The 22,682-nt window shown below is 59.1% G+C and carries 26 protein-coding genes and 2 tRNA genes; 12 read left to right on the top strand and 16 right to left on the bottom strand.

Features of this window, described 5'->3' with window-relative positions; all coding sequences use genetic code 11:
* Positions 1-212: 212 nt before the first annotated feature.
* The 8 genes from CP958_RS16360 (at position 213) to CP958_RS16385 (ending at position 9,179) form a co-directional block, all read left to right on the top strand.
* Positions 213-1,142 carry a glycosyltransferase family 9 protein gene (locus CP958_RS16360; RefSeq protein WP_096703296.1) on the top strand — a complete coding sequence of 310 codons (930 nt, stop codon included), beginning with the start codon at positions 213-215 and terminating at the stop codon, positions 1,140-1,142.
* 64 nt (positions 1,143-1,206) lie between these two features.
* Positions 1,207-3,123: a threonine--tRNA ligase gene (thrS, locus tag CP958_RS16365; protein WP_096703297.1), complete on the top strand. Its 1,917-nt coding sequence runs from the start codon at positions 1,207-1,209 to the stop codon at positions 3,121-3,123.
* A gap of 102 nt (positions 3,124-3,225) precedes the next feature.
* Positions 3,226-3,747, top strand: coding sequence for a translation initiation factor IF-3 (infC, locus tag CP958_RS16370; RefSeq protein ID WP_008619837.1), 522 nt, complete (start codon positions 3,226-3,228; stop codon positions 3,745-3,747).
* A gap of 115 nt (positions 3,748-3,862) precedes the next feature.
* A tRNA-Ser gene (locus CP958_RS16375) sits at positions 3,863-3,952 on the top strand.
* 85 nt (positions 3,953-4,037) lie between these two features.
* On the top strand, positions 4,038-5,066 hold the full coding sequence (locus CP958_RS16380) for a site-specific integrase (RefSeq protein ID WP_141400539.1): 1,029 nt from the start codon (positions 4,038-4,040) through the stop codon (positions 5,064-5,066).
* Positions 5,067-5,599: 533 nt separating this feature from the next.
* Complete coding sequence (locus CP958_RS25970) at positions 5,600-7,558, top strand: hypothetical protein (protein WP_141400540.1); 1,959 nt, start codon at positions 5,600-5,602, stop codon at positions 7,556-7,558.
* Complete coding sequence (locus tag CP958_RS25975; RefSeq protein WP_141400541.1) at positions 7,555-8,289, top strand: hypothetical protein; 735 nt, start codon at positions 7,555-7,557, stop codon at positions 8,287-8,289. The genes CP958_RS25970 and CP958_RS25975 overlap by 4 nt, the downstream gene beginning before the upstream one ends.
* Positions 8,286-9,179, top strand: coding sequence for an SIR2 family protein (locus tag CP958_RS16385; protein WP_096703299.1), 894 nt, complete (start codon positions 8,286-8,288; stop codon positions 9,177-9,179). Before CP958_RS25975 ends, CP958_RS16385 begins: the two co-directional genes overlap by 4 nt.
* Before the next feature lie 115 nt (positions 9,180-9,294).
* On the opposite strand, the gene CP958_RS16390 is transcribed toward CP958_RS16385, so the two are convergent.
* From CP958_RS16390 to CP958_RS16400, 4 genes are all read right to left on the bottom strand, one after another.
* Complete coding sequence (locus tag CP958_RS16390; protein WP_096703300.1) at positions 9,295-9,909, bottom strand: hypothetical protein; 615 nt, start codon at positions 9,907-9,909, stop codon at positions 9,295-9,297.
* Positions 9,906-10,055: a hypothetical protein gene (locus tag CP958_RS26460; RefSeq protein ID WP_170959003.1), complete on the bottom strand. Its 150-nt coding sequence runs from the start codon at positions 10,053-10,055 to the stop codon at positions 9,906-9,908. The genes CP958_RS16390 and CP958_RS26460 overlap by 4 nt, the downstream gene beginning before the upstream one ends.
* Before the next feature lie 97 nt (positions 10,056-10,152).
* The gene (locus CP958_RS16395) at positions 10,153-10,701 is read right to left on the bottom strand and encodes an HAD domain-containing protein (RefSeq protein ID WP_096703301.1); all 549 of its coding nucleotides are present in this window, start codon (positions 10,699-10,701) and stop codon (positions 10,153-10,155) included.
* 193 nt (positions 10,702-10,894) lie between these two features.
* Entirely contained in the window at positions 10,895-11,254 is a 360-nt protein-coding gene (locus CP958_RS16400) for a hypothetical protein (protein ID WP_096703302.1), read from the bottom strand.
* Positions 11,255-11,790: 536 nt separating this feature from the next.
* On the opposite strand from CP958_RS16400, the gene CP958_RS16405 reads away from it, so the two are divergent.
* Both CP958_RS16405 and CP958_RS16410 read left to right on the top strand, forming a co-directional pair.
* Positions 11,791-12,129 carry a MobC family plasmid mobilization relaxosome protein gene (locus CP958_RS16405; protein WP_096703303.1) on the top strand — a complete coding sequence of 113 codons (339 nt, stop codon included), beginning with the start codon at positions 11,791-11,793 and terminating at the stop codon, positions 12,127-12,129.
* Entirely contained in the window at positions 12,126-12,971 is an 846-nt protein-coding gene (locus CP958_RS16410; RefSeq protein ID WP_141400543.1) for a hypothetical protein, read from the top strand. Before CP958_RS16405 ends, CP958_RS16410 begins: the two co-directional genes overlap by 4 nt.
* A gap of 64 nt (positions 12,972-13,035) precedes the next feature.
* Here the strand turns inward: CP958_RS16410 and CP958_RS16415 are convergent, their stop codons facing one another.
* Both CP958_RS16415 and CP958_RS16420 read right to left on the bottom strand, forming a co-directional pair.
* Positions 13,036-13,242, bottom strand: a complete 207-nt coding sequence (locus tag CP958_RS16415) for a hypothetical protein (RefSeq protein WP_096703305.1) — start codon at positions 13,240-13,242, stop codon at positions 13,036-13,038.
* 535 nt (positions 13,243-13,777) lie between these two features.
* Complete coding sequence (locus tag CP958_RS16420) at positions 13,778-14,077, bottom strand: hypothetical protein (RefSeq protein WP_096703306.1); 300 nt, start codon at positions 14,075-14,077, stop codon at positions 13,778-13,780.
* A gap of 181 nt (positions 14,078-14,258) precedes the next feature.
* Between CP958_RS16420 and CP958_RS16425 the strand changes: the two genes are divergently transcribed.
* Together CP958_RS16425 and CP958_RS16430 are read left to right on the top strand one after the other, a co-directional pair.
* A tRNA-Ser gene (locus tag CP958_RS16425) sits at positions 14,259-14,351 on the top strand.
* A gap of 561 nt (positions 14,352-14,912) precedes the next feature.
* Positions 14,913-17,651: a DEAD/DEAH box helicase gene (locus tag CP958_RS16430; RefSeq protein ID WP_170959004.1), complete on the top strand. Its 2,739-nt coding sequence runs from the start codon at positions 14,913-14,915 to the stop codon at positions 17,649-17,651.
* A gap of 76 nt (positions 17,652-17,727) precedes the next feature.
* Here the strand turns inward: CP958_RS16430 and CP958_RS16435 are convergent, their stop codons facing one another.
* The 10 genes from CP958_RS16435 to CP958_RS16475 all read right to left on the bottom strand — a co-directional run bounded on the left by CP958_RS16435 (position 17,728) and on the right by CP958_RS16475 (position 22,659).
* Entirely contained in the window at positions 17,728-17,973 is a 246-nt protein-coding gene (locus CP958_RS16435) for a hypothetical protein (RefSeq protein WP_096703308.1), read from the bottom strand.
* A 94-nt stretch (positions 17,974-18,067) separates the two neighbouring features.
* Complete coding sequence (locus CP958_RS16440; RefSeq protein ID WP_096703309.1) at positions 18,068-18,472, bottom strand: hypothetical protein; 405 nt, start codon at positions 18,470-18,472, stop codon at positions 18,068-18,070.
* Positions 18,469-19,809, bottom strand: coding sequence for a recombinase family protein (locus tag CP958_RS16445; protein WP_096703310.1), 1,341 nt, complete (start codon positions 19,807-19,809; stop codon positions 18,469-18,471). The genes CP958_RS16440 and CP958_RS16445 overlap by 4 nt, the downstream gene beginning before the upstream one ends.
* The gene (locus CP958_RS16450) at positions 19,806-20,255 is read right to left on the bottom strand and encodes a DUF2924 domain-containing protein (RefSeq protein WP_096703311.1); all 450 of its coding nucleotides are present in this window, start codon (positions 20,253-20,255) and stop codon (positions 19,806-19,808) included. The genes CP958_RS16445 and CP958_RS16450 overlap by 4 nt, the downstream gene beginning before the upstream one ends.
* Positions 20,252-20,455, bottom strand: coding sequence for a hypothetical protein (locus CP958_RS16455; RefSeq protein WP_096703312.1), 204 nt, complete (start codon positions 20,453-20,455; stop codon positions 20,252-20,254). The genes CP958_RS16450 and CP958_RS16455 overlap by 4 nt, the downstream gene beginning before the upstream one ends.
* Positions 20,456-20,594: 139 nt before the next feature.
* On the bottom strand, positions 20,595-20,801 hold the full coding sequence (locus tag CP958_RS25980; RefSeq protein WP_141400545.1) for a hypothetical protein: 207 nt from the start codon (positions 20,799-20,801) through the stop codon (positions 20,595-20,597).
* A gap of 9 nt (positions 20,802-20,810) precedes the next feature.
* On the bottom strand, positions 20,811-21,032 hold the full coding sequence (locus tag CP958_RS16460) for a hypothetical protein (RefSeq protein ID WP_082036694.1): 222 nt from the start codon (positions 21,030-21,032) through the stop codon (positions 20,811-20,813).
* 2 nt (positions 21,033-21,034) lie between these two features.
* On the bottom strand, positions 21,035-21,565 hold the full coding sequence (locus tag CP958_RS16465) for a phospholipase D family protein (protein ID WP_096703313.1): 531 nt from the start codon (positions 21,563-21,565) through the stop codon (positions 21,035-21,037).
* Between the two features lie 52 nt (positions 21,566-21,617).
* A complete protein-coding gene (locus tag CP958_RS16470; RefSeq protein ID WP_096703314.1) occupies positions 21,618-21,926 on the bottom strand; it encodes a DUF3572 domain-containing protein in 309 nt (102 codons plus the stop codon).
* 40 nt (positions 21,927-21,966) lie between these two features.
* Positions 21,967-22,659 carry a LexA family transcriptional regulator gene (locus tag CP958_RS16475; protein WP_096703315.1) on the bottom strand — a complete coding sequence of 231 codons (693 nt, stop codon included), beginning with the start codon at positions 22,657-22,659 and terminating at the stop codon, positions 21,967-21,969.
* Positions 22,660-22,682 lie beyond the last annotated feature (23 nt).

Genomic DNA, 22,682 nt, shown 5'->3' on the forward strand with positions numbered 1-22,682 from the left:
GGCAATGAGCGAGGCGCAGCCGAAGCGCGGCCGCGTTGAGCGGCCCGGAGCGGAGCGGAGGAAAGCCAAGCCCGCGCGAGCGGGCGCCCGGCGCTTGAGGGGCGGGCAATGAGCGAGGCGCAGCCGAAGCGCGGCCGCGTTGAGCGGCCCGGAGCGGAGCGGAGGAAAGCCAAGCCCGCGCGAGCGGGCGCCCGGCGATTGAGGGGCGGATCGTGACCACCCAACGCGTCCTGGTCATCAAGCTCGGCGCCCTGGGCGATTTCGTCCAGGCCATGGGGCCGTTCGCCGCCATCCGCGCCCACCACGCGGGCGCCCGCATCACCCTGCTCACCACCCGGCCCTTCGCCGAACTGGCCGCCGCCTGCCCGTGGTTCGACGAGGTATGGCTGGACGACAAGCCGCCGCTGTGGCGCCTCGACAAGGTGCTGGTCCTGGCGGCCCGCCTGCGCGGCGGGCATTTCGGGCGGGTCTACGACCTGCAGACCTCGGACCGCTCGTCCTGGTATTTCCGCCTGATGGGCCAGGGCGTGGAGTGGTCGGGCATCGCCAAGGGCTGCTCCCATCCCCACGCCAATCCCCGGCGGGATTTCATGCACACCATCGAGCGCCAGCGCGAGCAACTGGCCATGGCCGGCATCAACAAGGTGCCGCCGCCCGACCTCGCCTGGGCGGAAGCCGCGCCGGGCCGCTTCGACATCCCTGGACGCTTCGTGCTGCTGGTTCCCGGCGGCGCGCCGCATCGCCCGGCCAAGCGCTGGCCGGTGGAGCGCTTCGGCCGGGTGGCTCTCTGGCTGGCGGAGCGCGGCTTTACTCCCGTTCTGCTGGGCACGAACAAGGAGCGGGCCGAGATCGACACCATCCGCGCCATCTGCCCGCAGGCGGTGGATCTGGCCGAGCGTACCGGCTTTCCCGACATCATCGCCCTGGCCCGCCGGGCCGAGGCGGCGCTGGGCAACGATACCGGCCCCATGCACCTGATCGCCGCCGGCGGCTGCCCCTCGGTGGTGCTGTTCTCCCACGATTCCGATCCGGCGCTGTGCGCGCCCAGGGGCAACGTCACCGTGCTGCGCCGCCCGTCCCTCGCCGAGCTGGGCGAATCGGAGGTCGAGGCGGCGCTGGACGGAATGTTGCCCGCACCTTGACTCGGACGCGTTTCCCCTTAGACTCCCTCCCCCTGTTTATGCCCAAAGCGTGAAAGAGAGTGTCATGGTCGCCATCACCCTGCCCGACGGCAAGGTCCGCCAATACGATCACCCGGTGACGGGTCTGGACGTGGCCAAGGATATCGGCCCCGGTCTGGCCAAGGCGGCGCTGGCGATCACCATCGACGGCGAGATGAAGGATCTCGCCACGCTGATCGAGCGCGACGTGAACCTCTCCATCATCACCGCCAAGAGCGGGCAGGAGGCGCTGGAACTGCTGCGCCACGACGCCGCTCACGTCATGGCCGAGGCGGTGAAGGAACTGTATCCCGAGACCCAGGTGACCATCGGCCCCAGCATCGAGAACGGCTTCTACTACGACTTCGCCCGCCCGACCCCGTTCACGCCCGACGATCTGGCCAGGATCGAGGCGCGCATGGCCGAGATCGTCGACCGCGACGAGGCCATCACCCGCGAGGAATGGGATCGCGACGCGGCGGTGCAGTTCTTCCTGGATGCCGGCGAGAAGTACAAGGCGGAGATCATCGCCTCCATCCCCGCCGACCAGAAGATCGGCCTCTACCGCCAGGGCGCCTTCATCGACCTGTGCCGCGGCCCCCATCTGCCGTCCACCGCCAAGCTGGGCAAGGCCTTCAAGCTGATGAAGCTGGCCGGCGCCTATTGGCGCGGCGATTCCAGGAACGAGATGCTGCAGCGTATCTACGGCACCGCCTGGTTCGACAAGAAGGAGCTGGACGCCTACCTGCACATGCTGGAGGAGGCGGAAAAGCGCGACCACCGCCGCCTGGGCCGCGAGATGGAGCTGTTCCACCAGCAGGAAGAGGCCGCCGGGTCGGTGTTCTGGCACAAGAAGGGCTGGACGCTGTATCGGGCCGTCGAGTCCTATATGCGCCGCCGGCTGGAGGCCAACAATTACGAAGAAGTGAAGACGCCGCAACTGGTGGACTTCTCCCTGTGGGAAGCCTCGGGCCACGCCGACAAGTTCTCCGAGTCCATGTTCACCATCCGAACCCAGGACGAGCGTCACCTGGCGGTGAAGCCCATGAACTGCCCCTGCCACGTGCAGATCTTCCGCCAGGGCATCAAGAGCTACCGCGACCTGCCGCTGCGCATGGCCGAGTTCGGCTCGTGCCATCGCTACGAACCGTCGGGCGCCCTGCACGGCATCATGCGGGTGCGCGCCTTCACCCAGGACGACGCCCACATCTTCTGCACCGAGGACCAGATCACCTCGGAGACCATCGCGTTTTGCCAGTTGCTGAAGGAGGTCTACACCGATTTCGGCTTCACCGACGTGCGGGTCAAGTTTTCCGACCGCCCGGCCAAGCGGGCCGGATCGGACGAGACCTGGGACAAGGCGGAGAGTGCGCTGCTGGAGGCTTCCAAGGCCGCCGGGCTGGAGACCGTCCTCAATCCGGGCGAAGGCGCCTTCTACGGCCCCAAGCTGGAATTCGTGCTCAGGGACGCCATCGGCCGCGACTGGCAGTGCGGCACGCTGCAGGTGGACTTCGTGCTGCCCGAGCGCCTGGACGCGGCCTATGTGGCCGAGGACGGAACCAAGAAGCGTCCCGTCATGCTCCATCGCGCCATCCTGGGCTCGTTCGAGCGCTTCCTCGGCATCCTGATCGAGAACTTCGCCGGGCGCTTCCCGCTGTGGCTGGCGCCGACCCAGGTGGTGGTCGCCACCATCGTCTCCGAGGCCGACGACTTCGCCCGCGAGGTCGAGGCTGCTCTTAAGGCCGTCGGCATCCGGGTCGAGCTGGACTTGCGCAACGAGAAGATCAACTACAAGGTCCGCGAACATTCCGTCGCCAAGGTGCCGGTGATGCTGGTGGTCGGCAAGCGCGAGGCGGAAAGCCGCCAGGTCGCCATGCGCCGTCTGGGCAGCCAAAACCAAGAAATTGTTGCGCTGGATCAGGCAGTCGCTACACTCGTCGCAGAGGCGACCCCGCCCGCGTGACGGGAGCCACCCCATGGAACCGACGGCTCGGCCCGCGAAACCCGCACTCGGGCCCATCGGTGTACTCGAAACGATGGAGATTGTTCTATAGCTAGGCCCCCGATGCAGACGCCGCCCAAGAACGACGGGCCGCGCGTCAACCGCGAAATCGATGTGCGTTCCATCCGCCTGGTGGGCGCCGACGGAGAAATGATCGGAGTCGTGACCCTGCGCGAGGGTCTGGTGATGGCCGAGGAAGCCGGGCTTGACCTGGTCGAGGTCTCTCCCAACGCCGACCCGCCGGTCTGCAAGATTCTGGACTTCGGCAAGTTCAAGTACGAAGACCAGAAGAAGAAGAATGCCGCCCGCAAGAAGCAGAAGGTGATCGAGGTCAAGGAGGTCAAGCTCCGCCCGAACATCGACGATCATGACTATGACGTCAAGATGCGGAGCATGAGGAAGTTCCTCGAGGAAGGCGACAAGGTGAAGGTCACCCTGCGCTTCCGTGGCCGCGAACTGGCTCACCAGGACCTGGGCATGAAGGTGCTGGAGCGAGTGCGCGACGACCTGGAGGACCTGGGTAAGGTCGAGCAGATTCCCAAGATGGAAGGCCGCCAGATGGTCATGGTGATCTCGGCGAAGTAATCTTCGGCGGGGTCCCGGAACTTTGTTTCCGCACCCGCGCAAAGCGGGTTGCGGAGCGCAAGGCTTTACGCTATTTTCCGCGCCTCCCCACCGACCAGGGGATCAGCAACCCTGTGGAGGGGTGGCAGAGTGGTCGAATGCGCCGGTCTCGAAAACCGGTATGGGTGCAAGCTCATCGTGGGTTCGAATCCCACCCCCTCCGCCATCGCCAGGGCCTTCGGGCATCCTGGACTTGCCGAAATGCTCCAATTTTGCTCCACTTGCCGTTGGGCGAGGTGGAGCAACACGCCATGGCGACCTATAAGAACCGGGGCACTGACGCAAAGCCTGCATGGCAGGCTCGGGTACGTATCGTTGGCTACGGCACGAAGACGGCCAGCGGCTTCAAGACCAAGAAGGAAGCCGAGGACTGGGCTGCGGGCGTAGAACGCCCCATGCGGCGCCGCACCTACCGGGATGACGCCAAAGCCCACCAGACGACGCTCCTGGAGGCTCTGGAGCGGTACGAACAGGAGGTGACGCCCGCCAAGAAGGGCGCGGCTGAGGAGCGGTATGTGCTGGCAGCTTGGCGCCGCGATCCCCTGGCGCTTCGCTCCATGGCCTCCATCACCGCGTCGGACGTTGCCGAGTGGCGAAATCGACGAATGACGACCCCCAGGAAGCTCAAGGACGGCACGGAACGCCTTCCCGCGCCCTCCACCGTCGCCAACGCCATGAACCTCCTCAGCGCGATCTTCGTTCATGCCGCCAGCGAGTGGCACATGCCGAGTCTGAACAACCCGGTGGCTGGCGTGAAGCGACCCAAGGCCAACGCAGGCCGGAAGCGCCGGTTGGTCGGTGATGAGGAGGGGCGACTGCTGACTGCCTGCAAGGCGTCCGAATTCAATTGGCTGGAAGCGATGGTGATCATCGCCATCGAAACCGGCATGCGCCAGGGAGAGCTTCGTGCGCTGATCTGGCAGCACATCAACGGCCCCACGGCATACCTGCCGGACACCAAGAACGGCGAGCCCCGCACCGTACCCTTGTCCACCAGGGCGCGAACGGCGTTCGCTGAGCTTCGCAAGCTCTATCCTGACGCGGCCGAGGTGTTCCCCTTCACCAAAGGAGAGGTCATTCAGGCATTCAAGGACGCTTGCAAGGCGGCGGAGATCACGGGGTTGACGTTCCACGACCTGCGGCATGAGGCGGCAACCCGCCTATCCAAGAAGCTTCACAACGTGCTGGAACTGTCGGCGGTCACAGGCCACAAAACCCTTCAGACGCTCAAACGCTACTATCAGCCAGATCCCGAGGAATTGGCGAAGAGGTTGGATTAGAGATGAGCGCACCGATCTCCCCGGCAACGAGATCATGGACATCGGCGGCTATCCTCGACTGGCTGAAGAGATTTGCCCCTCTGGGAGTGAATAGGCTGGGAAGGCAGTTAGGGTGATAGATGTGGGCTTTTGGGGCCTCTTGTGCGTAGCGGACTGCAAAGGTATTGTGTCGTCCGAGAGTTCGAGAAAATTGCGGCGGATTGTTCCCGCGGTTGGGGTGCATTTACGGCTTGACCCCATATGGATTTGTCGTTATACCCCCGTCTTCTTCGCAGACGTCTGTAGTCGCATTCGCCGGAAGCCTAATTCAACCAATGCTGACCCTTGCATCCATATTGAAGGCTACACGCCAAATGGCCACTTATGGCGAGCGCGGCACTGCCGGTGCGCTTGACCATTTGCCTGCGCGCGTTCAGGGGCCGCGTGAGCGCAAGCGGATGGCTGGCGGTGCTGCCACTTGTGACGTTGATTCTAAGCCGGCTCGCCGTTGGGACGATGAGCTAAAGATATTCTGCGACGACTGAGGAGCTCTGATGCTCCTCGAGTCACGGACGCAGTATCTCATTCTCCACGATTGTCCAGGGAAGAAGCAGGCGCGTACAGTCGGATTGGCTGAAACGTTGCCGTTGGCTGTTGCTAATTGGACGTCCGGTTCGCGACTGTCGCCTATTTGGCTGATTGAAGGATTTGACGGAAGCGTGGATGCCTTTGCGGGCAGCCAGTCACTTCTTTTCGTCGGCCCCATCCAGCCCGCAGAATTGTTTGTCACTGTGCCGGGCTTGGCGGATGAGCGCGATGCCGGTATTTGGCTTACAGCTGGCTGCTTCAATGTCGTAATGCGTTTACCAAAAAGCAAAGATACTCTTTGCCGCAGCGTCATTGAATGGGCTTGCAGCCAGAATATCGCTTGCGAACTGTGGTCCCTTACAGATGGAGAGATCGGCTCGACCGAGCAATGGACTCACCAAAATGGTGACGGACAGCCCGAGATTGATAATCTTGCTACACTATTTAGTCGTTGTGACGGGCCGGTGCTACGTCCCACGTTTCAAGAAAATATTATTGTGACCGCGACCAGCTTGGCTCGGGCATCTGCGGTCTACCCACCCTTCTTCCAAAAACTCAATGCCGTCGCCAAGGCAGTCGGTGCAATTGCCGAGGAATATGGTGCAAATAAGCTTGGCGTGCTTGAGATGCAGTCTCGTCTTCTGGGTATGAATGCGGCGCTTTCGCGCTTCTCGTCCCAGGCATTTTCTGGAGTGCCGCCGATTCTGGGGACGGAGTGTCATTTCTGGATTCATTCACTCCTTGGGACGGGGAGTGCGAATATCGCGCTAGCCAATCTAGTTGATACAATTCAGCAGGTCCTCGGAGAAGCCCGGATTCCTGAGCGCCTTGAGGCTCTTGCAAAAAAAACAGGCAAGGTGCCGAATAAGAGGAGTCTGGTTTCAGATAAAGATCTTCTTAAATTTGACATTATTGATGCCACTGAAGATGATGCCATCTCTGGCGATCCGATTGTGCCACTAGTTACTTATTTCAGCGGTCGCGATGGCTTCAGCAGCCAGCTCCAGACACTTAGTGCGCCGCTCACGACGCTTGCGGAATGTAATAGTTTTCGATCAAACTTACTGACCGTTACGCATGAGATTACTCATATATTCGTGCAATCAGCGCTTGCTGTGCTCTCGCCATCTCTCGGTGATGAGGCGGAGATGGAAATCGCGCGCAACATTGCCAAGCCAGGGTTTAGCGCCTCTAATCACCTAGATGCGGCGCGCCAATTGCTTATTGAAGCCGTCATCACAATGGAGATGGCAAAGACCGAGTTCCCGGCAGCCCAGGTCGAAAAGCGACTCCCAGAATTATTCGAACGTTGGCGTCACGAGGTGCAGGAAATTCTCGTTCATACCTTTGATTTTATGTACTTCCACCAAGGTGACCCGGCATTTTATGTAAATAATATCTGGCATAGCTGGTGTGCAATTCCGGGAATTAGCGATCGAGTTCCGGAGTACCTAATGCGTACGCTCTGCGCTATTGCGGCACAGCTGCTGACAACTAGTTCGGCAACCTTGTTCAAGGCTGCGCTTAAGAACGTAAAAGACCTTCTGTCATGCGTAAAGTCAAATATTGACGCAAAAAGTAATTATGTTGAGCAGGCTATAAACTGGATGGCTCGCCTTGAGGTGGATCCTCAATTATATGCGCAGGTGGAAAAGGATTTTTCTGCAAGGATATACTTAGTCCGCCTTGTTAGAATTTATCTATTTTCGGAACGCCTCGCGGCGAAGCTATTTGTGGATTCGTTTGTACGGGGAGGGAAGGCCGTAACCAAAAAGGAAAAGCTAACCTATACGACGGCTCCACTTGGCAACGCACTTGTTTTCCTCAAAAATCATCTTAAGGAAAATCCATCAGAAGCCGAGTCGCTTTGGGTCCTGCACTGTTTAGCCTTTGATGTTAAAACTGCGCCAAAGGTCATAACATGACGTCGTATAGCGGTTATATCGTCGCCGGTCGAACTGCGCGAGATTTTTCATCTGGCGAATTTGAGGAGCGCACACCTAGTGTCGCCAATGGTCCGACGCTTACCCATCGAAGCGACCGGGTGTTTGGCATTTCACGATGGGACGAATACCTCCTACATAGTCCGATACCGCTTTCTGACGAGGTCGATAAGCAGCAGAGATACCAATATCAAATCTTCATTGTGCGCGGATTTACCATGATGGTTTTTCTGGCGCATCGCAGAAAAATAATTGACTACGTTATCTCAAATATTATTGACAAAAAGATTTCACCAAAACTTGAGAAAGTAAATATTGCGATATCAGATATGATCAAACACTGCGGTGGGGCGGAAAGCGAGTTCCTGGTTACATCTATGCATGGGCGTTTTTCTGGTCCAGATACCCAGCTAAGCAGTATAGCTCTTTATGGTGATGATGTAACGCAGTCGTCAATTTACATTAATTATCATAATTTATTTAATTTTCACTCAGCGGGTCTTGGTCGGCGCTTGTTTGATGGTCTGCCGCGTGTTCGCTCCCCAGAGGACCGTGAGATTGTTCATGTTGCGAGTGATGGGTTTATCTATCTTTATTTAAGTACAAGATCGAGGGCAAAGGAACTTCTTGAGGTTGTAAATTTCATTATGGTTAATCGGTGGGTTGACGATTGGGTTCCGGATAGTAAGGGGGAGCGGACGTGGCAAACATGAACATGCCAGACAGTTGGCATAATGAGGTGTCGCTGATTGACCATCTCGCAACCCAGTTGTTGGCCGGGCGATTGGGCCTCTTCCTTGGTGCGGGCGTCTCAAGGCCGTTCGGCTTGCCCGACTGGGACACGTTGGTGTCACGAATGGCGGTTGCTGCCGGAGAGGCGGCGCCGGTGGCTGGAAGTTTCAATGCTACAAACAAAGTAGAGGCGCTAGCACTTAAGTATTTTACGACTTCAGACTTGCTCAAGGGCGCGACTAAGGCCGCTCTATACCAAGGCGTAGCGCTCGATTTTGCCAAAATCAGCGGGAATAGGTTGCTTGCGGCGATCGGCTCTCTTGTCATGGCCTCACGTCGCGGGACGGCGGCCAAGGTGATTACATTGAATTTCGACGATCTTTTAGAACTATATCTCGAGTATCACGGCTTCACTACCGCGACAATGCACGACGGCTGTCATTGGGCTCAGAATGCCGATGTTGTCGTGTATCATCCGCATGGCTTCCTGCCACTCGGTCACGATTTGGATAGCAAAGAGATCGTTCTGGGGACGACGAGCTTTCACAAGATCATGCAATCGGACCTGTGGCGACCGATACTTGAGACTGCGCTGCGGCAGCATACCTTTCTCTATCTCGGCCTCTCGGGCGAAGATATGCATTTGCACAGCCATTGGGCGACACTAAAGGATGTGCACGCAATCGCAAAAGATCGCATTTGCTACCATGGGGTCCGGTTCACGACCGGCGGCGGGGACGATGACCTGAGCGTCGTCACGCAAGGATGGGGTATTCATACGCACAGCCTCACCAGCTATGATGAGTTGCCTGACTTCCTGTTCAGAATATGCCAGGAAGCGCGAGTTAAGCGCATGGCTATGGATGTATAGCTAAGTGCTAGCCGGTGGTGCGGTGACTCATGGATTAGAGCCGTACGTCTTGCGCTGTGCTCAAATTTCTTTGGTTATCCGCCCATGCCGGCGCTGGCCTCGAAATCCAGGAAGATCATGATGCCCCCCGGCCATATTGGCGCAACAACCCGCGAGCCCGCTCCACCAGTTGCTGACGAAAGGCGCGGATCTCCACCTCCTCCCTGGACAAGGCCATATTCAGCAGGGTGACGGCTCCCAAGCTGAAGGCGTGGCCGATGGCGTCATCAAGCGCACGGTGAGTGATCAGCCCCGCCTCGGCATGGAGTGCCGCAGCCAATCGTTCATGGTCCTCCGCCTGAATGCCTGTCCGCTGGCATGCCTCGGCGATCACCGCCTGCACGTCGGGCGACTGGCTAATTCTGAAGGCTGGAGCAATGCCAGTGGTGCCGTACAGCGTCTGGAGCCATCGGCCATCCGTGCCCGGGCTGTCGCTCAGCACCTCGGCCCCAGCCAGATCTGCATTCAGCCGGGCCGCCACCTCGCGCACGTCCATTCCCGTCATCACGAGCTGGTGGCGGGAAATACCATGAATCCTCCCGCTCTCGGCATTCCAGTCCAGTTCACCCCAAGCGGAAGCAGGCCGGATCAGGGCAGGCCATCCCTGCTGAAGGTCGTGCGACACCCAGGCCACCTCCACAGGGTAGCTCGTGGGATGCAAACCGGAGGCTTCGACGTCGATAAAGATCATCGCCCACCTTCCACGATGCCACGGTACCAACGTGGCACGGAGGGGATACCGGGCTTCGGCTCGGAGAGCGTCTTGCGCACGATCTCCTCGATCCTTGTCGGCCCCAGGCTGCCGGCGGCCACCCTGGTGGCCACCTCCATCAGCATGGCGGCAACCTGACGGTCATCGGCGCCATCCGCCCACGCCTGTTCCAGGGTGCGGCGATAGCGTCCGACATCGTTTGCTCAAGGTCGGTCACGACGATCATGGCTTGCTCCCTTCCTCGTCCAGCAGATGGTCCAGAGCTGCCTGTTCCGAGCTTTCATAGGGGTGCTGGAATGCGCTCACGAACTCGGGCGGCATGTCCTCTATGCTGATCGCTTGATGTCCACAAAGGTGGCGCAGCGCACGCTTCAAAGCCCCCTGGCCGAAACCGCCCGCTCCGACCTCAACTACAAGCCCACGGCGATCCTTCAGCGCCCTGACGGATCGGCAGACCGCCTGACCATCGTCGATCAGAACCCACGCCTCCACCTCGGCATGACCACCGAGCCAAGCCGCCACGTCCTCTGCCTTGGTCGAGAACTCAGACGTTTCCGGCAGGCAGCAAAGTGGCTTTGCCAGTCCGGCGGCGAGAAGTGCGTCTATCGTCTCGATTGGCCCGACATGCCGGCGCCAGGATGACGCCACGACGATCTCAGCTCGGGCCTGGCGCGCAATGGCATTGATACACTCAATGGCAGCCAGATCGAATTGCTCGGCTCCAAGCGGCAGGATGACTCCGTCTATGTCGAGAAATATGATCCTGAACATGGTTTGGGCTCCAAATTTGGAGCCGGGCGTTTTACGGAATCGCCCCCGGCAACCTGGCACCGGTTATCCCAGGTCGGCAGTGATCTCCCTGTCACTGCTCAGGCCACCCATGCTGGGCACATGGTGTTCTCAGCCCTGCGCGGCATGTTCCGCGCAGGGCCAATGATCGCATATTCGGCCGGCTGTTGAAAGGCTATGGGCTGAGGCGGGAGCGCTTACCCAGCCCCTCGAAAACGGCAGCCATCTGCTTGGCTGCCGAGGCTACGTCATAGCGCTCCTGGTCCTGCACCGCCTCACAGGCGGCTTGCCATGCAATGGCATGATCAACCGGACTCCGCATCGCCGCCACATAGCTCAGCATGGCGGCGGCCCGCAGCAGGGTGGCGCACTGTTCCGGCCCAGTCAGGCCGCTACCGCTCTCGATATCCCCTTCGTGCAGGAGCACCTCACCGATCAGCCGAAGGGCATGATCGGGATCTTGGGCCACATCGTTTTGGGCCCAAGCCTGCCCAAGAGCGGAGCGGTAGGCGGTGGTCGTCGGATCATGGCTCATAGGTCGTCTCCAGCGCATATTTAGATCAAATATCATATGCGGCGACGAAACAGTAAATACGCACAATGTAGCGTGAGTTACTCACGGATGCCGGGGCGTGAGTAAATCACGGCCTTCACCTATTGCTTTAATTCTGACGTATTGTTTTGTTCATGTCAGAAATTGATTTCTATTTACATGAAATTTTCTCTCTGCTTACCTTGATGAGCAAGGCACCTCCCGGAGGCCCGCTAACGCGGTCCCCAGGAAGCCATGGAAGGGGGCTCCGCCCCCTTCACCCCCGCAGGGCAATAGGGAGAGGAAAAATGGATGAAACAGGGAATGCGGCCGAGGTTATCCATACCTTTGGTCCCGGCAATTGGATTTGGCCTTGCCTCGTAGGCACCGAGAACGGCGACCGAGTGCAATTCACGCGAGACGTCTGGGACGCGGACGGATATCGGCGCCAGATTCCAGACACTGAATTTTTGGTCTTGGACCGAGGGCCGGATTTCGTTCGGGCGCGCGTCTATAGGTACGAGGATAGTTAAGGCATCATGCCTCGTCCCCGCCGCCTATCTGACGGCCCCGTCATCAAGGTCCGCGTGACCCATGATCAGTACCTTGAGCTGAGGGCGAAGGCCCAGGCGGCAGGGATGTCGATGGCTGAGTTGTTGCGGGACCATGGCGACCAACTCGCCGTGGTCAATCGCGCAGATTGGCGCTTGCGGACCTATCAACTGGGCCGAATCGGAGTGAATCTGAACCAGTTGGTCCACTGGGCAAACATCCACAAGTCGGCGGCCGAGGCGCGGCAGGTGATCGTCGCCTTGCTGCGCCTGGAGCGAGCGCTCCGTAGTGAATACGGCCTCGACCAAGGAGAGCCCTCGCCATGATGGTAATGTGGTCGAGGCATACCGGCGCTGACGACCCCGAGGGAATTGGCGTCGTTGATTACATGATGGCCGAATCCGTCTGGAAGCCACGTCCCGAAGGCGGGCGTGAGCGGGTTCAGCGCATCCCGCCACCCGAGGTGCTAAAGGGCGACGAAGTGCTGATGCGCCAAGCCATCCGGGCGGTGCCATTTCAGTGCCGCTATTCCTCAGGTGTCCTGAGCTTTGAACAGGGAGATATTGACGTAGCCAGGTTCAATGCTGGCGATGTCGAACTGCGGCGCCAAGTGGCTGAGGTCATCAAGGAATTCGAGGACACTGCCTATGCCGGCATTGCCGAAGAGCATCGGCCGCCAACCTTTTGGACCACCCACACGCATACCGGCAGGTTGGAGTTAAATTACTGCATGCCGCGTGCAATCCTCGCCAGCGATGGTCGCCTGCGGTCGATCAACCCGCATCCGCCGGGACGCGAAAGCATCAAGCTGTTCGACGCCTTTCGGGACGTCTTCAACGCCCGATATGGCTGGGCTGATCCGGAAGACCCCGCGCGAGCAAGGCTAACGAAGACGCCGAACTGGGTTCAAAAGATAGCCGCCGAGACCGCACGGGCGGGAAAGGCCGGCAAGAAACCTCTCGTTGAGCAAATCAGTGACTGGGTCGAGGCCGGTTTCGCCGCCGGCGAGATCGGCAGCCGAGCCGAGCCGGGATGCGGACGGACATGCATCACCTGTTTGAAAGTCGGTGTGGCTCTTAATGGCCAAGAGAACGACGGAAGCGTGAGGGCCCAGCCGAGCAGCGTCTCCGCAAAAAAAGAAAGCTCGAAGCAGATGCACCCAGCCTAAGTCAGTTTTCCGCTGCACCTGTTCGCCAGGGCTGGCCGGTCGATTCGCTGACCTTTCTGTCATTTCAGCCGCCCGTGCCAACAGATTGGCTGGGCTCTACCATCAGGGAATCGATCCAGGATTCGATGTCTGTGCGGGCATAGACCGCATTCTTGCCGACTATTGCGTAGCGCGGACCGCGCTTCTGAGAAGCCAGATGGGCGAGAGTCCACGCCTTGATTGGATATTCTTTCTCAACCTGCTGTCGCGTGAGGTATTTGCTGCTGGACATATAAATCCCCGAGCCATATGGCCCGGGGACTTTTGCCGCAGTCCGCCGGTGATCGTGGCGCTAAGCGAGCACAATGGACTGGTAGACGAGTGCTGAGAGAAATACTCCCCGTCCAGCGGGTCTTGGTCTCAGTCGAACTCAAAGCGCTTGCCATCCTGCTAGGCAGGGGAGGCGTCCATTGTCGCTTTCGCGCCGCCGGGCGATGTCGTACGCTCGGCAACGGCAATCACGTGCAGCAATATTTAGCTCAAAAGGCGTGGTCTGGCAAGACGCTCGCTACGCATTGGCGCTCCAAAAATGCTCCACTAGCCACGGAAATCCATGGCAATCTACCGCAATGCACGGCAAGCTAATACAATGATATATAAACGCAATATGCGGCAACGTGCAGCAATTGTGGGCAATTATAACGGTCTCGAAAACCGGTATGGGTGCAAGCTCATCGTGGGTTCGAATCCCACCCCCTCCGCCATACGAAACAAAGGGCCGCCCGTCACCGGGCGGCCCTTCGTCTTTGGTGCGATGGTCGAGCGGCTCAGCGGCGAAAGACGAAGCGGCGCTGGCGCTGGCGCTTGCGGCAGGCGACGGACAGGCTGAGGCCCATCAGACCGACGGCGACCCAGGCGGGCATGTCGAGAAGCGCCACGGCCAGGGTGCTGGACATGGAGCGGCCGGCGTCGGTGGTATCGGGAGCGTGACCGGCGATCAGGGTGACGACGTCGGCGGTAATAATTCCCGCATATTCAGCTGGACCAAGGGCCAACACGGCATCGGCCGATGCCATGATCACGGCGAGGCCGATCAGCAGCCAACCCATCACACGCCCGAAGAACATACATGCCCCCGACGACCAGAACGTTTATCTCACGGATGAATATAGCTTTGCGCCGAAGTAAGCTGAAATTCAACCGTTTTTCCGTGACATACATCACATCTCATGGGGGGTTGCATGCCTCGCGACGCTCGTGTATCTTCCCGCCCTTCCCCGAACCTGGCGAGCCCGGTTCGTGTGTTGCGGAGGGGTGGCCGAGCGGTTGAAGGCGCACGCCTGGAAAGTGTGTATACGGTGTTGAGCCGTATCGAGGGTTCGAATCCCTCTCCCTCCGCCATTACTTCTAAAGAATAGATTCTCTGACGCATAGAGCCTTGGGCGAAAGCCCAAGGCTCTGCGCCGTTTATGGCCAGTAGCTGTTGACCTTCTGGTCTTGTGGCGGCGCATTTTTAACCAATTTTCTCTTCTCTCCCGCCCTGTTTCTCTGGAAGCTGTTGACCGCCCGGAAAAGGTACGGGTTTTAAATACCATTTAATTTCAAGCGATTGGGGGCCGGAAAGCTATTGACCATTTCGCTGTTTTTATTGGCGCGGGCTGGAGTCTGGGGACGGATTTGGCGGTCAACAGCTTCCTTGGTCAGAACCGATACGGCAATCAAGGTCAGGGTGCCTCATGTGCCAGGGACAGACATTTGAGCAAGCATTTCGGTGCGCCCGAATTGGGTCGGAACCGGACCGCCCCCTTGCCTCAGCATCAAGTCGAAGGCAGTCTTTCGCTAAAGATTTCGAACGTTAACGCGGACCTCCGGCGACGCACCTCATAACGTACCGACGACGCTGGCCAAGGAGGATCATTAGTGGCAAGAATGTCGTTTGGCCACGATGTTAAGAGGCGGCTTATGCTGGTATCCGACTTTGACGCCCCCGGTCTTACGCCTCAGCTTAAAGAATGCTTGCTTTCCTGGGGCATTCACCAATTCACCGATATACAGCAAACAGCGCTTCGTGCGGGGGTGGCGGCTGGCAAGGGTCTGGTTGTATGTGCGCCGACATCGTCAGGTAAGACACTCGCAGGCGAGATAGCGATATTCTCGGCGATAAATCGCGGCAGCAAATGTCTTTATCTTGTGTCGCATAAGGCGCTTGCCGACCAGAAGTTTATCGACTTCGAGCAACGGTTTGGTAGTGCGGCATCCGACCCGCTGGCAACAGTAGGACTGAGTACAGGAGACCGCGAAGAGGGTGATGTATCGCCACAGATCATGGTGGCTACCTATGAAAAGGGGTTGGCCCTTCTACTATCCGGTCAACTTGATACCAAATCATTGCTGGTTGTAGCGGATGAATTACAGATTTTAGCCGAGGAAGGTCGCGGACCCAACATAGAAACTCTGTGCGTTATATTTCTTCAACGCAAAATTGACCAGTTCGTTGCGCTGACTGCTACTGTTGGGAATGCTCAGGAGCTGGCGGACTGGCTCGAATGTGCAGTTGCTGTCAGCTACACCCGAGATGTCGAACTTTATCAGGAAATTTGGAATGGCGGACACGGACATGTGGTTCGATTTGGCCAAGAGGACGGTGTAGGCTGTCACGAAGGAACGCACTTGGCGGGAGATGCTATTGGTGCCGTGCGTCAGCTTGTTGCAATGGGACGCGGCCCCGTCCTTGTTTTTACGGAATCGCGCAACGAGGCCACCAGCCTTTCTACGACATATTGCCAATCGCTGGTACAAACTGCCGATGGCATCGCGATGGCCAGCCAACTGGAGCTTTTCTCCGAGCCAACCGAGTCCTCCCAGCAGCTACAACAGAATGCACAGCGGCGCGTGACATTCCATTCAGCAGACCTGACGGCGCAAGAACGCCAAGTGATCGAGCAAGGCTTTATAAGTTCTAGTTTTGATGCATGCTTTGCGACATCCACGTTGGCGGCAGGTGTAAATTTTCCTTTCCGCAGTGTCGTTTTTCCGAAGCTCACATATCAGTGGGGTGACCGAGAAGGGCAGATGATTGCCCTCTCGGATTACCGGAATATGTCTGGCCGTGCAGGGAGGCTTGGACTGCATCCTGATGGTTTCGCAGTCCTGCTTCCACGAACCCCCGCCGAGCTTGCGCACGCCAATCGGCTAGTCTTGCCAGAAAATCAAAACCTGGAATCGAAGATGGTCCGGTTGAGCATGCGCCGGACGGTGCTTTCACTCGTTTCGTCGCGCGTTATAGACGCACGCGGCACTCTGACGGACTTTTTTCAGAACACCTTTTATTGGCATCAAATCCGAGAGCGAAATCCAAGAAAGCTTGAAGATGTGATTCAATCTGCGTTGCGCGCGACCGAATGGTTGATTTCGCATCACTTCATCGAAGAAGATTATGGCATTTTGTTGTCAACTCCAGTTGGAAAAGCTGTTGCTGGGTCTGGTCTGCTTCCGACTACTGCTGTGCAATTTCTTGCCATGATTGCTGAAAATTATTCCGCCATTGATCATGATTTTGAGAGTTACATCGTTGGGCTGATTCACTGGGTGTGCCAGTGCGAGGAGTTCGCTGGCGACCGTCCGTCGCGCTTCTTACCGTTTCCTGCCGGTAGAGCGCCTGTGCATTCGACTGGCTTCCTTCAAGCGCATAAGTTGCTGGCGGCGCTGGATCGGACGGACGGACGGACGAACCAATGCGCTCACGCGCTGGCCTTGTTTTGCCAAGGTGAGGCGGAGCGATCCATTCGCCACCAAACCAACATTCCTTCGGGCCAGATTCACCGGCTCGCGACAGATATAGCGTGGGTGTTCGATGGGCTTCGGCGGATCATTAGCGTGCCCGATCTTGGTTACCCTCAAACGTTGACCAATAAAATGTCCATGCTTGCGCGCCAAGTGCAATGGGGCACACCAACCGAAGCGCTTGACATTCTGCGCGTTGCTCAACGTGAAGGTGTTCCCGGTTTTGGTCGACAACGGGCCATGGCATTGTTGCGCCAAGGAATCGAAACGTTCGACCAGCTTCTTGCATCCACAAAAGACACGTTATCGGCTGCCGTGGGTAACGAAGGGCGGGCCGGGGCACTGCTAAAAGCTGTTGCGACTTGTTTCGGCATGCAGACAGTGAGGTATCAGAAGACGCATACCGCGCTGGCGGAAAAACTTGGGATTGGTCAGCAATATGCTCAATGCGCAGACACACTTGGTACCGAATACGAGGAGGCAATGCGCCAATTCTTGGTAATCGAACGGAGCTGGACCGTCCATGTCCTTGATGACGGAAAGCAGCAAAACGTACCAGATTTACTTATAGTTATGGGTGATGTCTCCGTAATTGTTGAATGCAAGACGACAACTAAAAATCCTCCATTGATAAAAAAAGAAGACGCCTTTGCCGTAATGCAGAAAGCTATAGGCTACGATAGACGCATGCATCGCGTGACGCTGGGCAAACCCGGCTTTGATGAACACTCGAAAAAGAAGGTTCAAACAGCAACCGACGTAGCCCTCGCTTCCCATGATATATTTATGGAAGGGCTGTTTCGGGTGCACGCCAAGCAGATCACGCCGCAGGAGTTTCTTGCGTGGCTGGCAGTTCCCGGATTGACGGAACTGGATCGGCTAGGCGGCAAAGCGAGCTATGAATTGTTGCGCGAGTAGGACGTTGATCTATGGTGGCGCAGGGCCAGCCCAGATTCAAGATATTGATCCATGATGATTTGACGCTGATCGTGGCTCAGTTTTCGACCTTCGGTACGGACCCCAGACGCTGCAGAAACTCAGGTTCGTCGTAATCGCCCATTTCCGGGTCGGCGGTCTGACGGACGACATCCACGCCGGCTACGCTGCCACCCTCCATCATGCGGCTGGCGCGTTGCAGGGCCTGTGGCTCGGTCTTGTAGGAAATGGGCGGCTGAGGCTTCAGGCCGCCCCTTTTGCCGAGGATGTACGGCTGGCAGATGAACAAGGTTTCGAGGGCCATGGCGGTATTCCTGCGGCAAGGGTAACCGCCACAGGGTGTTTCCATTTCGTTCTTTTGTCAATATGCATGGTCCCGCCGGGGTTCTGGTGCCCGGTCACCGCGTCACCATCCCGTACCTTTCCCGCTGCCGGTGCCATTCCACCGGCATGTCGTCCATCAGGTTGGCAAGCTGGAGTGTGCGCGGCTGGCGGCCGTCGAGGATGGTTTCGACGATGTCGGGGGCCAGCAAGGTCAGGCGGTAGATGCGGGTCATGTAGGACGGATTGATCTTCTCGGCTTCGGACAACTCGTTCAGGGATGCCACCTGACCGGATTCCAGCATGCGCTTCCAGCGGTGGGCGCGAGCCAGCGCCTTCAGCAGCGTGTCGTCGGGGGTGGGTTTGGCCCGCCCCGGAACGCCCTCGCCCTCGGGCACGATCACCAGTTTGCGGCCACCATACCGCCGCAGGGTCAGCGGCACGCGGATGGTCAGGGTGTCGATCCGGATGTCGGCGGTCATGCCGCGCTCCTGTCGCCGGTCTGGGCGGTGATGTCGGCGATGACGCTGGCCAGTCCCTCGGCGCGGAGGCGGACCTCGGCACCGTCGGGGGCGATGGCCACTTTCTCGACCAAAAGCTGGAGGATACGGGCCTGCTCGGCCGGGAACAACTCGTCCCAGAGTGCCTCGAAGCGATCGAGGGCGGCGTGCAGATCGGCCGGCGACATGGTTGGTGCCATCCGTTCGGCCCGCGCCCGGATCTCTGGGGCGCGCAGCAATGCCCGGACCTGTCCGATGACGGCGGCCTCGATCTCACCGGCGGCGATGCTGCGTACCGGGCAGGACTCATGGCCGGAATGGATCGCCTTCATGCAGGTATAGTAGCGGTAGAGGCGACCTTTCTTGCGGGTCGAGCTCGGCGTCATGGCCCGACCGCAATGGGCGCAGACGATCAGCCCCTTCAGCGGCGCCGGGGTCGAGGACCGTACCGCATTGGCGCGCTTGCGGGGTGCATTGTCGCTCTTCACCGCCACCACCTTGTCCCAGGTGGCGCGGTCGATGATGGCGGGATGCTCACCGGCATGGGCTTCGCCCTTGTGGACGGCCTCGCCGAGGTAGACCCGATTGTCGAGCAGCTTGTAGAGGAAGTTCTTGGTGATAGGCATGCCATCGCGGACCTTGCCGTCCTGGGTGGTCCAAGACTTGGTATGGTGACCGGCGGCGTTGAGTTCCTTCACCAGCAGGGTGGCGGAGCCGACCTTGAGGAAACGGTCGAAGATGTGGCGGACCAGATCGGCCTCGGGCTGGTTGACCACCAGCTTGCGGGAGACCACATCGTAGCCGAGCGGCGGGACGCCGCCCATCCACATGCCCTTGCGGCGCGAGGCGGCGAACTTGTCGCGGATGCGCTCGCCGATCACTTCGCGTTCGAACTGGGCGAAGGACAGCAGGATGTTCAGCGTCAACCGCCCCATGGACGTGGTGGTGTTGAAGCTTTGCGTTACCGACACGAAGGTGACGGCGTTGCGGTCGAACACCTCGACCAGTTTGGAGAAATCCATCAGCGAGCGCGACAGCCGGTCGATCTTATAGACCACCACCACATCGACCATCCCGGACTCGATGTCGGCCAGCAGGCGCTTCAGGGCGGGACGCTCGAGAGTGCCGCCCGAGAAGCCGCCATCATCGTAGCGGTCGGGCACCGGCACCCAGCCTTCGGCCTTCTGGCTGGTGATATAGGCCTCGCAGGATTCCCGCTGGGCGTCGAGGCTGTTGAATTCCATCTCCAGCCCCTCTTCCGAAGACTTGCGGGTATAGATGGCGCAGCGGACCTTGCGGATCGGCTTGGGCGGGATCATCGGGCGACCTCCAGCTTGCCGTGTTTGCGCAGACCGAAGAACAGCGGCCCATTCCACCGCGTGCCGGTGATGGCGCGGGCCACCGCCGACAGGCTCTGGTAGCGGCGGCCCTGCCATTCGAAGCCATCGGCCAGTGCGGTCACCTCCTGCAGCACGCCTTGCCATTCCCGGATCAGCTTGGTGCCGACGATGGGGGCTGTCATGTCCTTGGGTTTGGGCTTCTTCTTGCCGTCCAACTCATCGACCAGGTCGTCGAGGCGGCGTTCGGCCTGGACCGACAGGCCGCCGAAGGCCAGTTCCTGAATCCGGTAGGCCAGTCGCTTGACCAGGAAGGTGCGGTTGTAGGGCGGCGGCTCGGTGCCGGTCAGCTCCCGCCACATCGCCTTTAACTTGGGTGTCGGCAGGGTGGGCAATTCGGCCACCTGGGTGAGGATCGCGGTCGTCATTTACGGGGTCTCCTGCAATTGCGGTCGGACCCATGGACGCTCTGGTGACCAGTGAAGTCGACGGAACAGTCTCCGGCGTCAGCAGATAAACGAGTGGACTTCCGCGCCATCAGGCGCATGGCCCCGGCCGCCAGAATCTCGGCGATTTCGTCGAGGCGTTCGGCGGCGGTCATGTGGTCGGGATGGAGGGCGATGGACATTGCGGATGCCTGGTTTGAGAACCTTTCGGCAACCACCGTAGATGCAAAAACGCATGGGTTCCAAGCGCAGCAGCACTTCCGTCGCAGGGTGGCGAAAACAAAGGTGCCGGGGCGAAAGGAGGTGAATTGACCTCAGAGATTAGTGTCGGCTCTCTCCGTCGTTCGGAATCGGGCGGAGCAGTTCATCAATGGCAGTGCAGATGTGGCGCCAAACCGCCCAGCCTTCCGTATCACCGGCTGCCATCAGGTCATCGCAGCGCATAGCGGCATGCACGGGCGCCTCGTCACCATGGCGGTCAATCAGCAGTTTTGCTGCCCGCCAGATATCGGGGCCAGAAACCGGCATGGACGGAACTCACAACAGCCACCTCACGATCCCCAGGATATTGATGGCGACGAACGTCACGTTCAAGGCCACAAGCGACGGCTCGCGCATCAGCAGGCCCGCAGCCGACCATGACAGCGATGACACCAGGAACAAGACGAATCCCCACCCGCTTGACGGGATATTGGCGGCAACCAGAAGCGCCCCAAGGATGCCCGCCGCCGTCCCCAGCCACTTCAATCCACGGAGCATGCTCATCGTCCGGCATACCGTTCGGAATGCTCGGCATGAAATTGCCAGTTCCTTGTATATCGCTGCGCCTGGGCGGCGTCGGTGATTACCAACAGGTTCTCGGCGTTCTTTTCCTGGGCGGCACGGCTGAAGTTAAAACTGCCGGTGATGACGCGTTCCCGGTCAATCACCATGATCTTGTTGTGGGCGATGGCGTGTTCGCGATCGACAGTCACGGGCACCTTGGCGATGACCAATGTGTCGGCTGCAATCTGTCCCTTGTTTTCACATCCCGCCTTTTCTGCCCGGCAGAAATTCGACTTGTCGAGGATGGCTCTGACATCGACACCCCGCTTTTTGGCGGCAACCAACGCTTTGACGATATCGGGATTGGTGAAGCTGTACGCCTGGACCAAGACTTCCCGCTTGGCAGCGGCGAGTTGATCGACAATCACGCCGGTGCAATCCTCACCGGGGGTGAAGCAGGAGACTATGTCGGAACTCCATGCGGGAGTTGACGCCAGCAGGAAAAGGCTCAGAAGAAAGGGGCGCATGGGGGCTCCATGATGGATGTGATGACGATGGACGGGACGACCCGTGCTCGGATCAAGGCAGTTTCGCGCGAGCCAGCATCGGCACCTCAGGCGCCAGGGACAGGCTCTGGGCAAATGCGATGGTGGTCTGCTCATTCCCCAGCACGAAATCGAGGACCGAGCCCAGAAATGCCCTTTCAGCCAAACGACCGCGCATGTCATCGACGCTGCCGCAACCCGTCAGATTAATGAACCTGGGCATCAAATCTTCGTCAGCCGCGATAAAGGCCATGGCCTTGATGGCGATGGTCTCGGCATCATTCACCGTCAGCTTGGGGATCACGACCTTCGGGCGAGGTTGGTAAGGTTTGAACGGGTCCACTTGTCCTCCGACGGCCAGATGTTTTGGAGATTTGGCCGGCTTAAAACTGCTTCGCCGCCCAGATGACGCGCCCGATGATGTTGATCTCATCGGCGGTGCGCTCGTAGGTCTGGTACTCCGGGTTGACTGACCGGATCACCACGGTCGGCGGATCTGAATGGGGGATGTGCTCGATCCGCTTGGTCACCAACCCCATGCCGTCCCAGATGACAAAGATTCCCGGCGGCACCGGCACCTTCTGACTGGTGTCGATGAGGATGCGATCCCCACTGGACAGGAGCGGTTCCATGGAATCGCCGGTGATGGTGATCATGCGAAGGTCACTTGGCTGAGCGCGAAATTCATAGCGGACCACCGCATCCGGAAATAACCAGGTCGCCTTGGTTTCTTCCAAGCCGTCATGCACGGCGCCGTACCCAGCTGACGCACGAACATCAATCTCGGAAACCGGCAGGAACCCATCCGGGAGAGCCAGACCCACATCGTCCCGCTGGTTCGGTGATCGTGGCTTGCGCGTCGGGATCTGCGAGTGACGTAGTTCGTCCTCTTCGACGGCCAAATGTTCCGCCAGCGCTTGGCGGACGTCTTCGGCCAGGATCTTCGGCGTTCCCCGAAACACGAACTGGTGCAGATAGGCGGCATTGCGCCCGATTGCCAGCGAGAGATTTTTCAGATCGGTCTTCTGCTCTTGCACGAGCTGGAGAAGGCGGAGGCGGACAGGGTCGAGGTCCATGCTGGTATCCCATTGATTCGGCT

The sequence above is a fragment of the Magnetospirillum sp. 15-1 genome (assembly GCF_900184795.1).
In the GTDB taxonomy this organism is placed as follows: domain Bacteria; phylum Pseudomonadota; class Alphaproteobacteria; order Rhodospirillales; family Magnetospirillaceae; genus Phaeospirillum.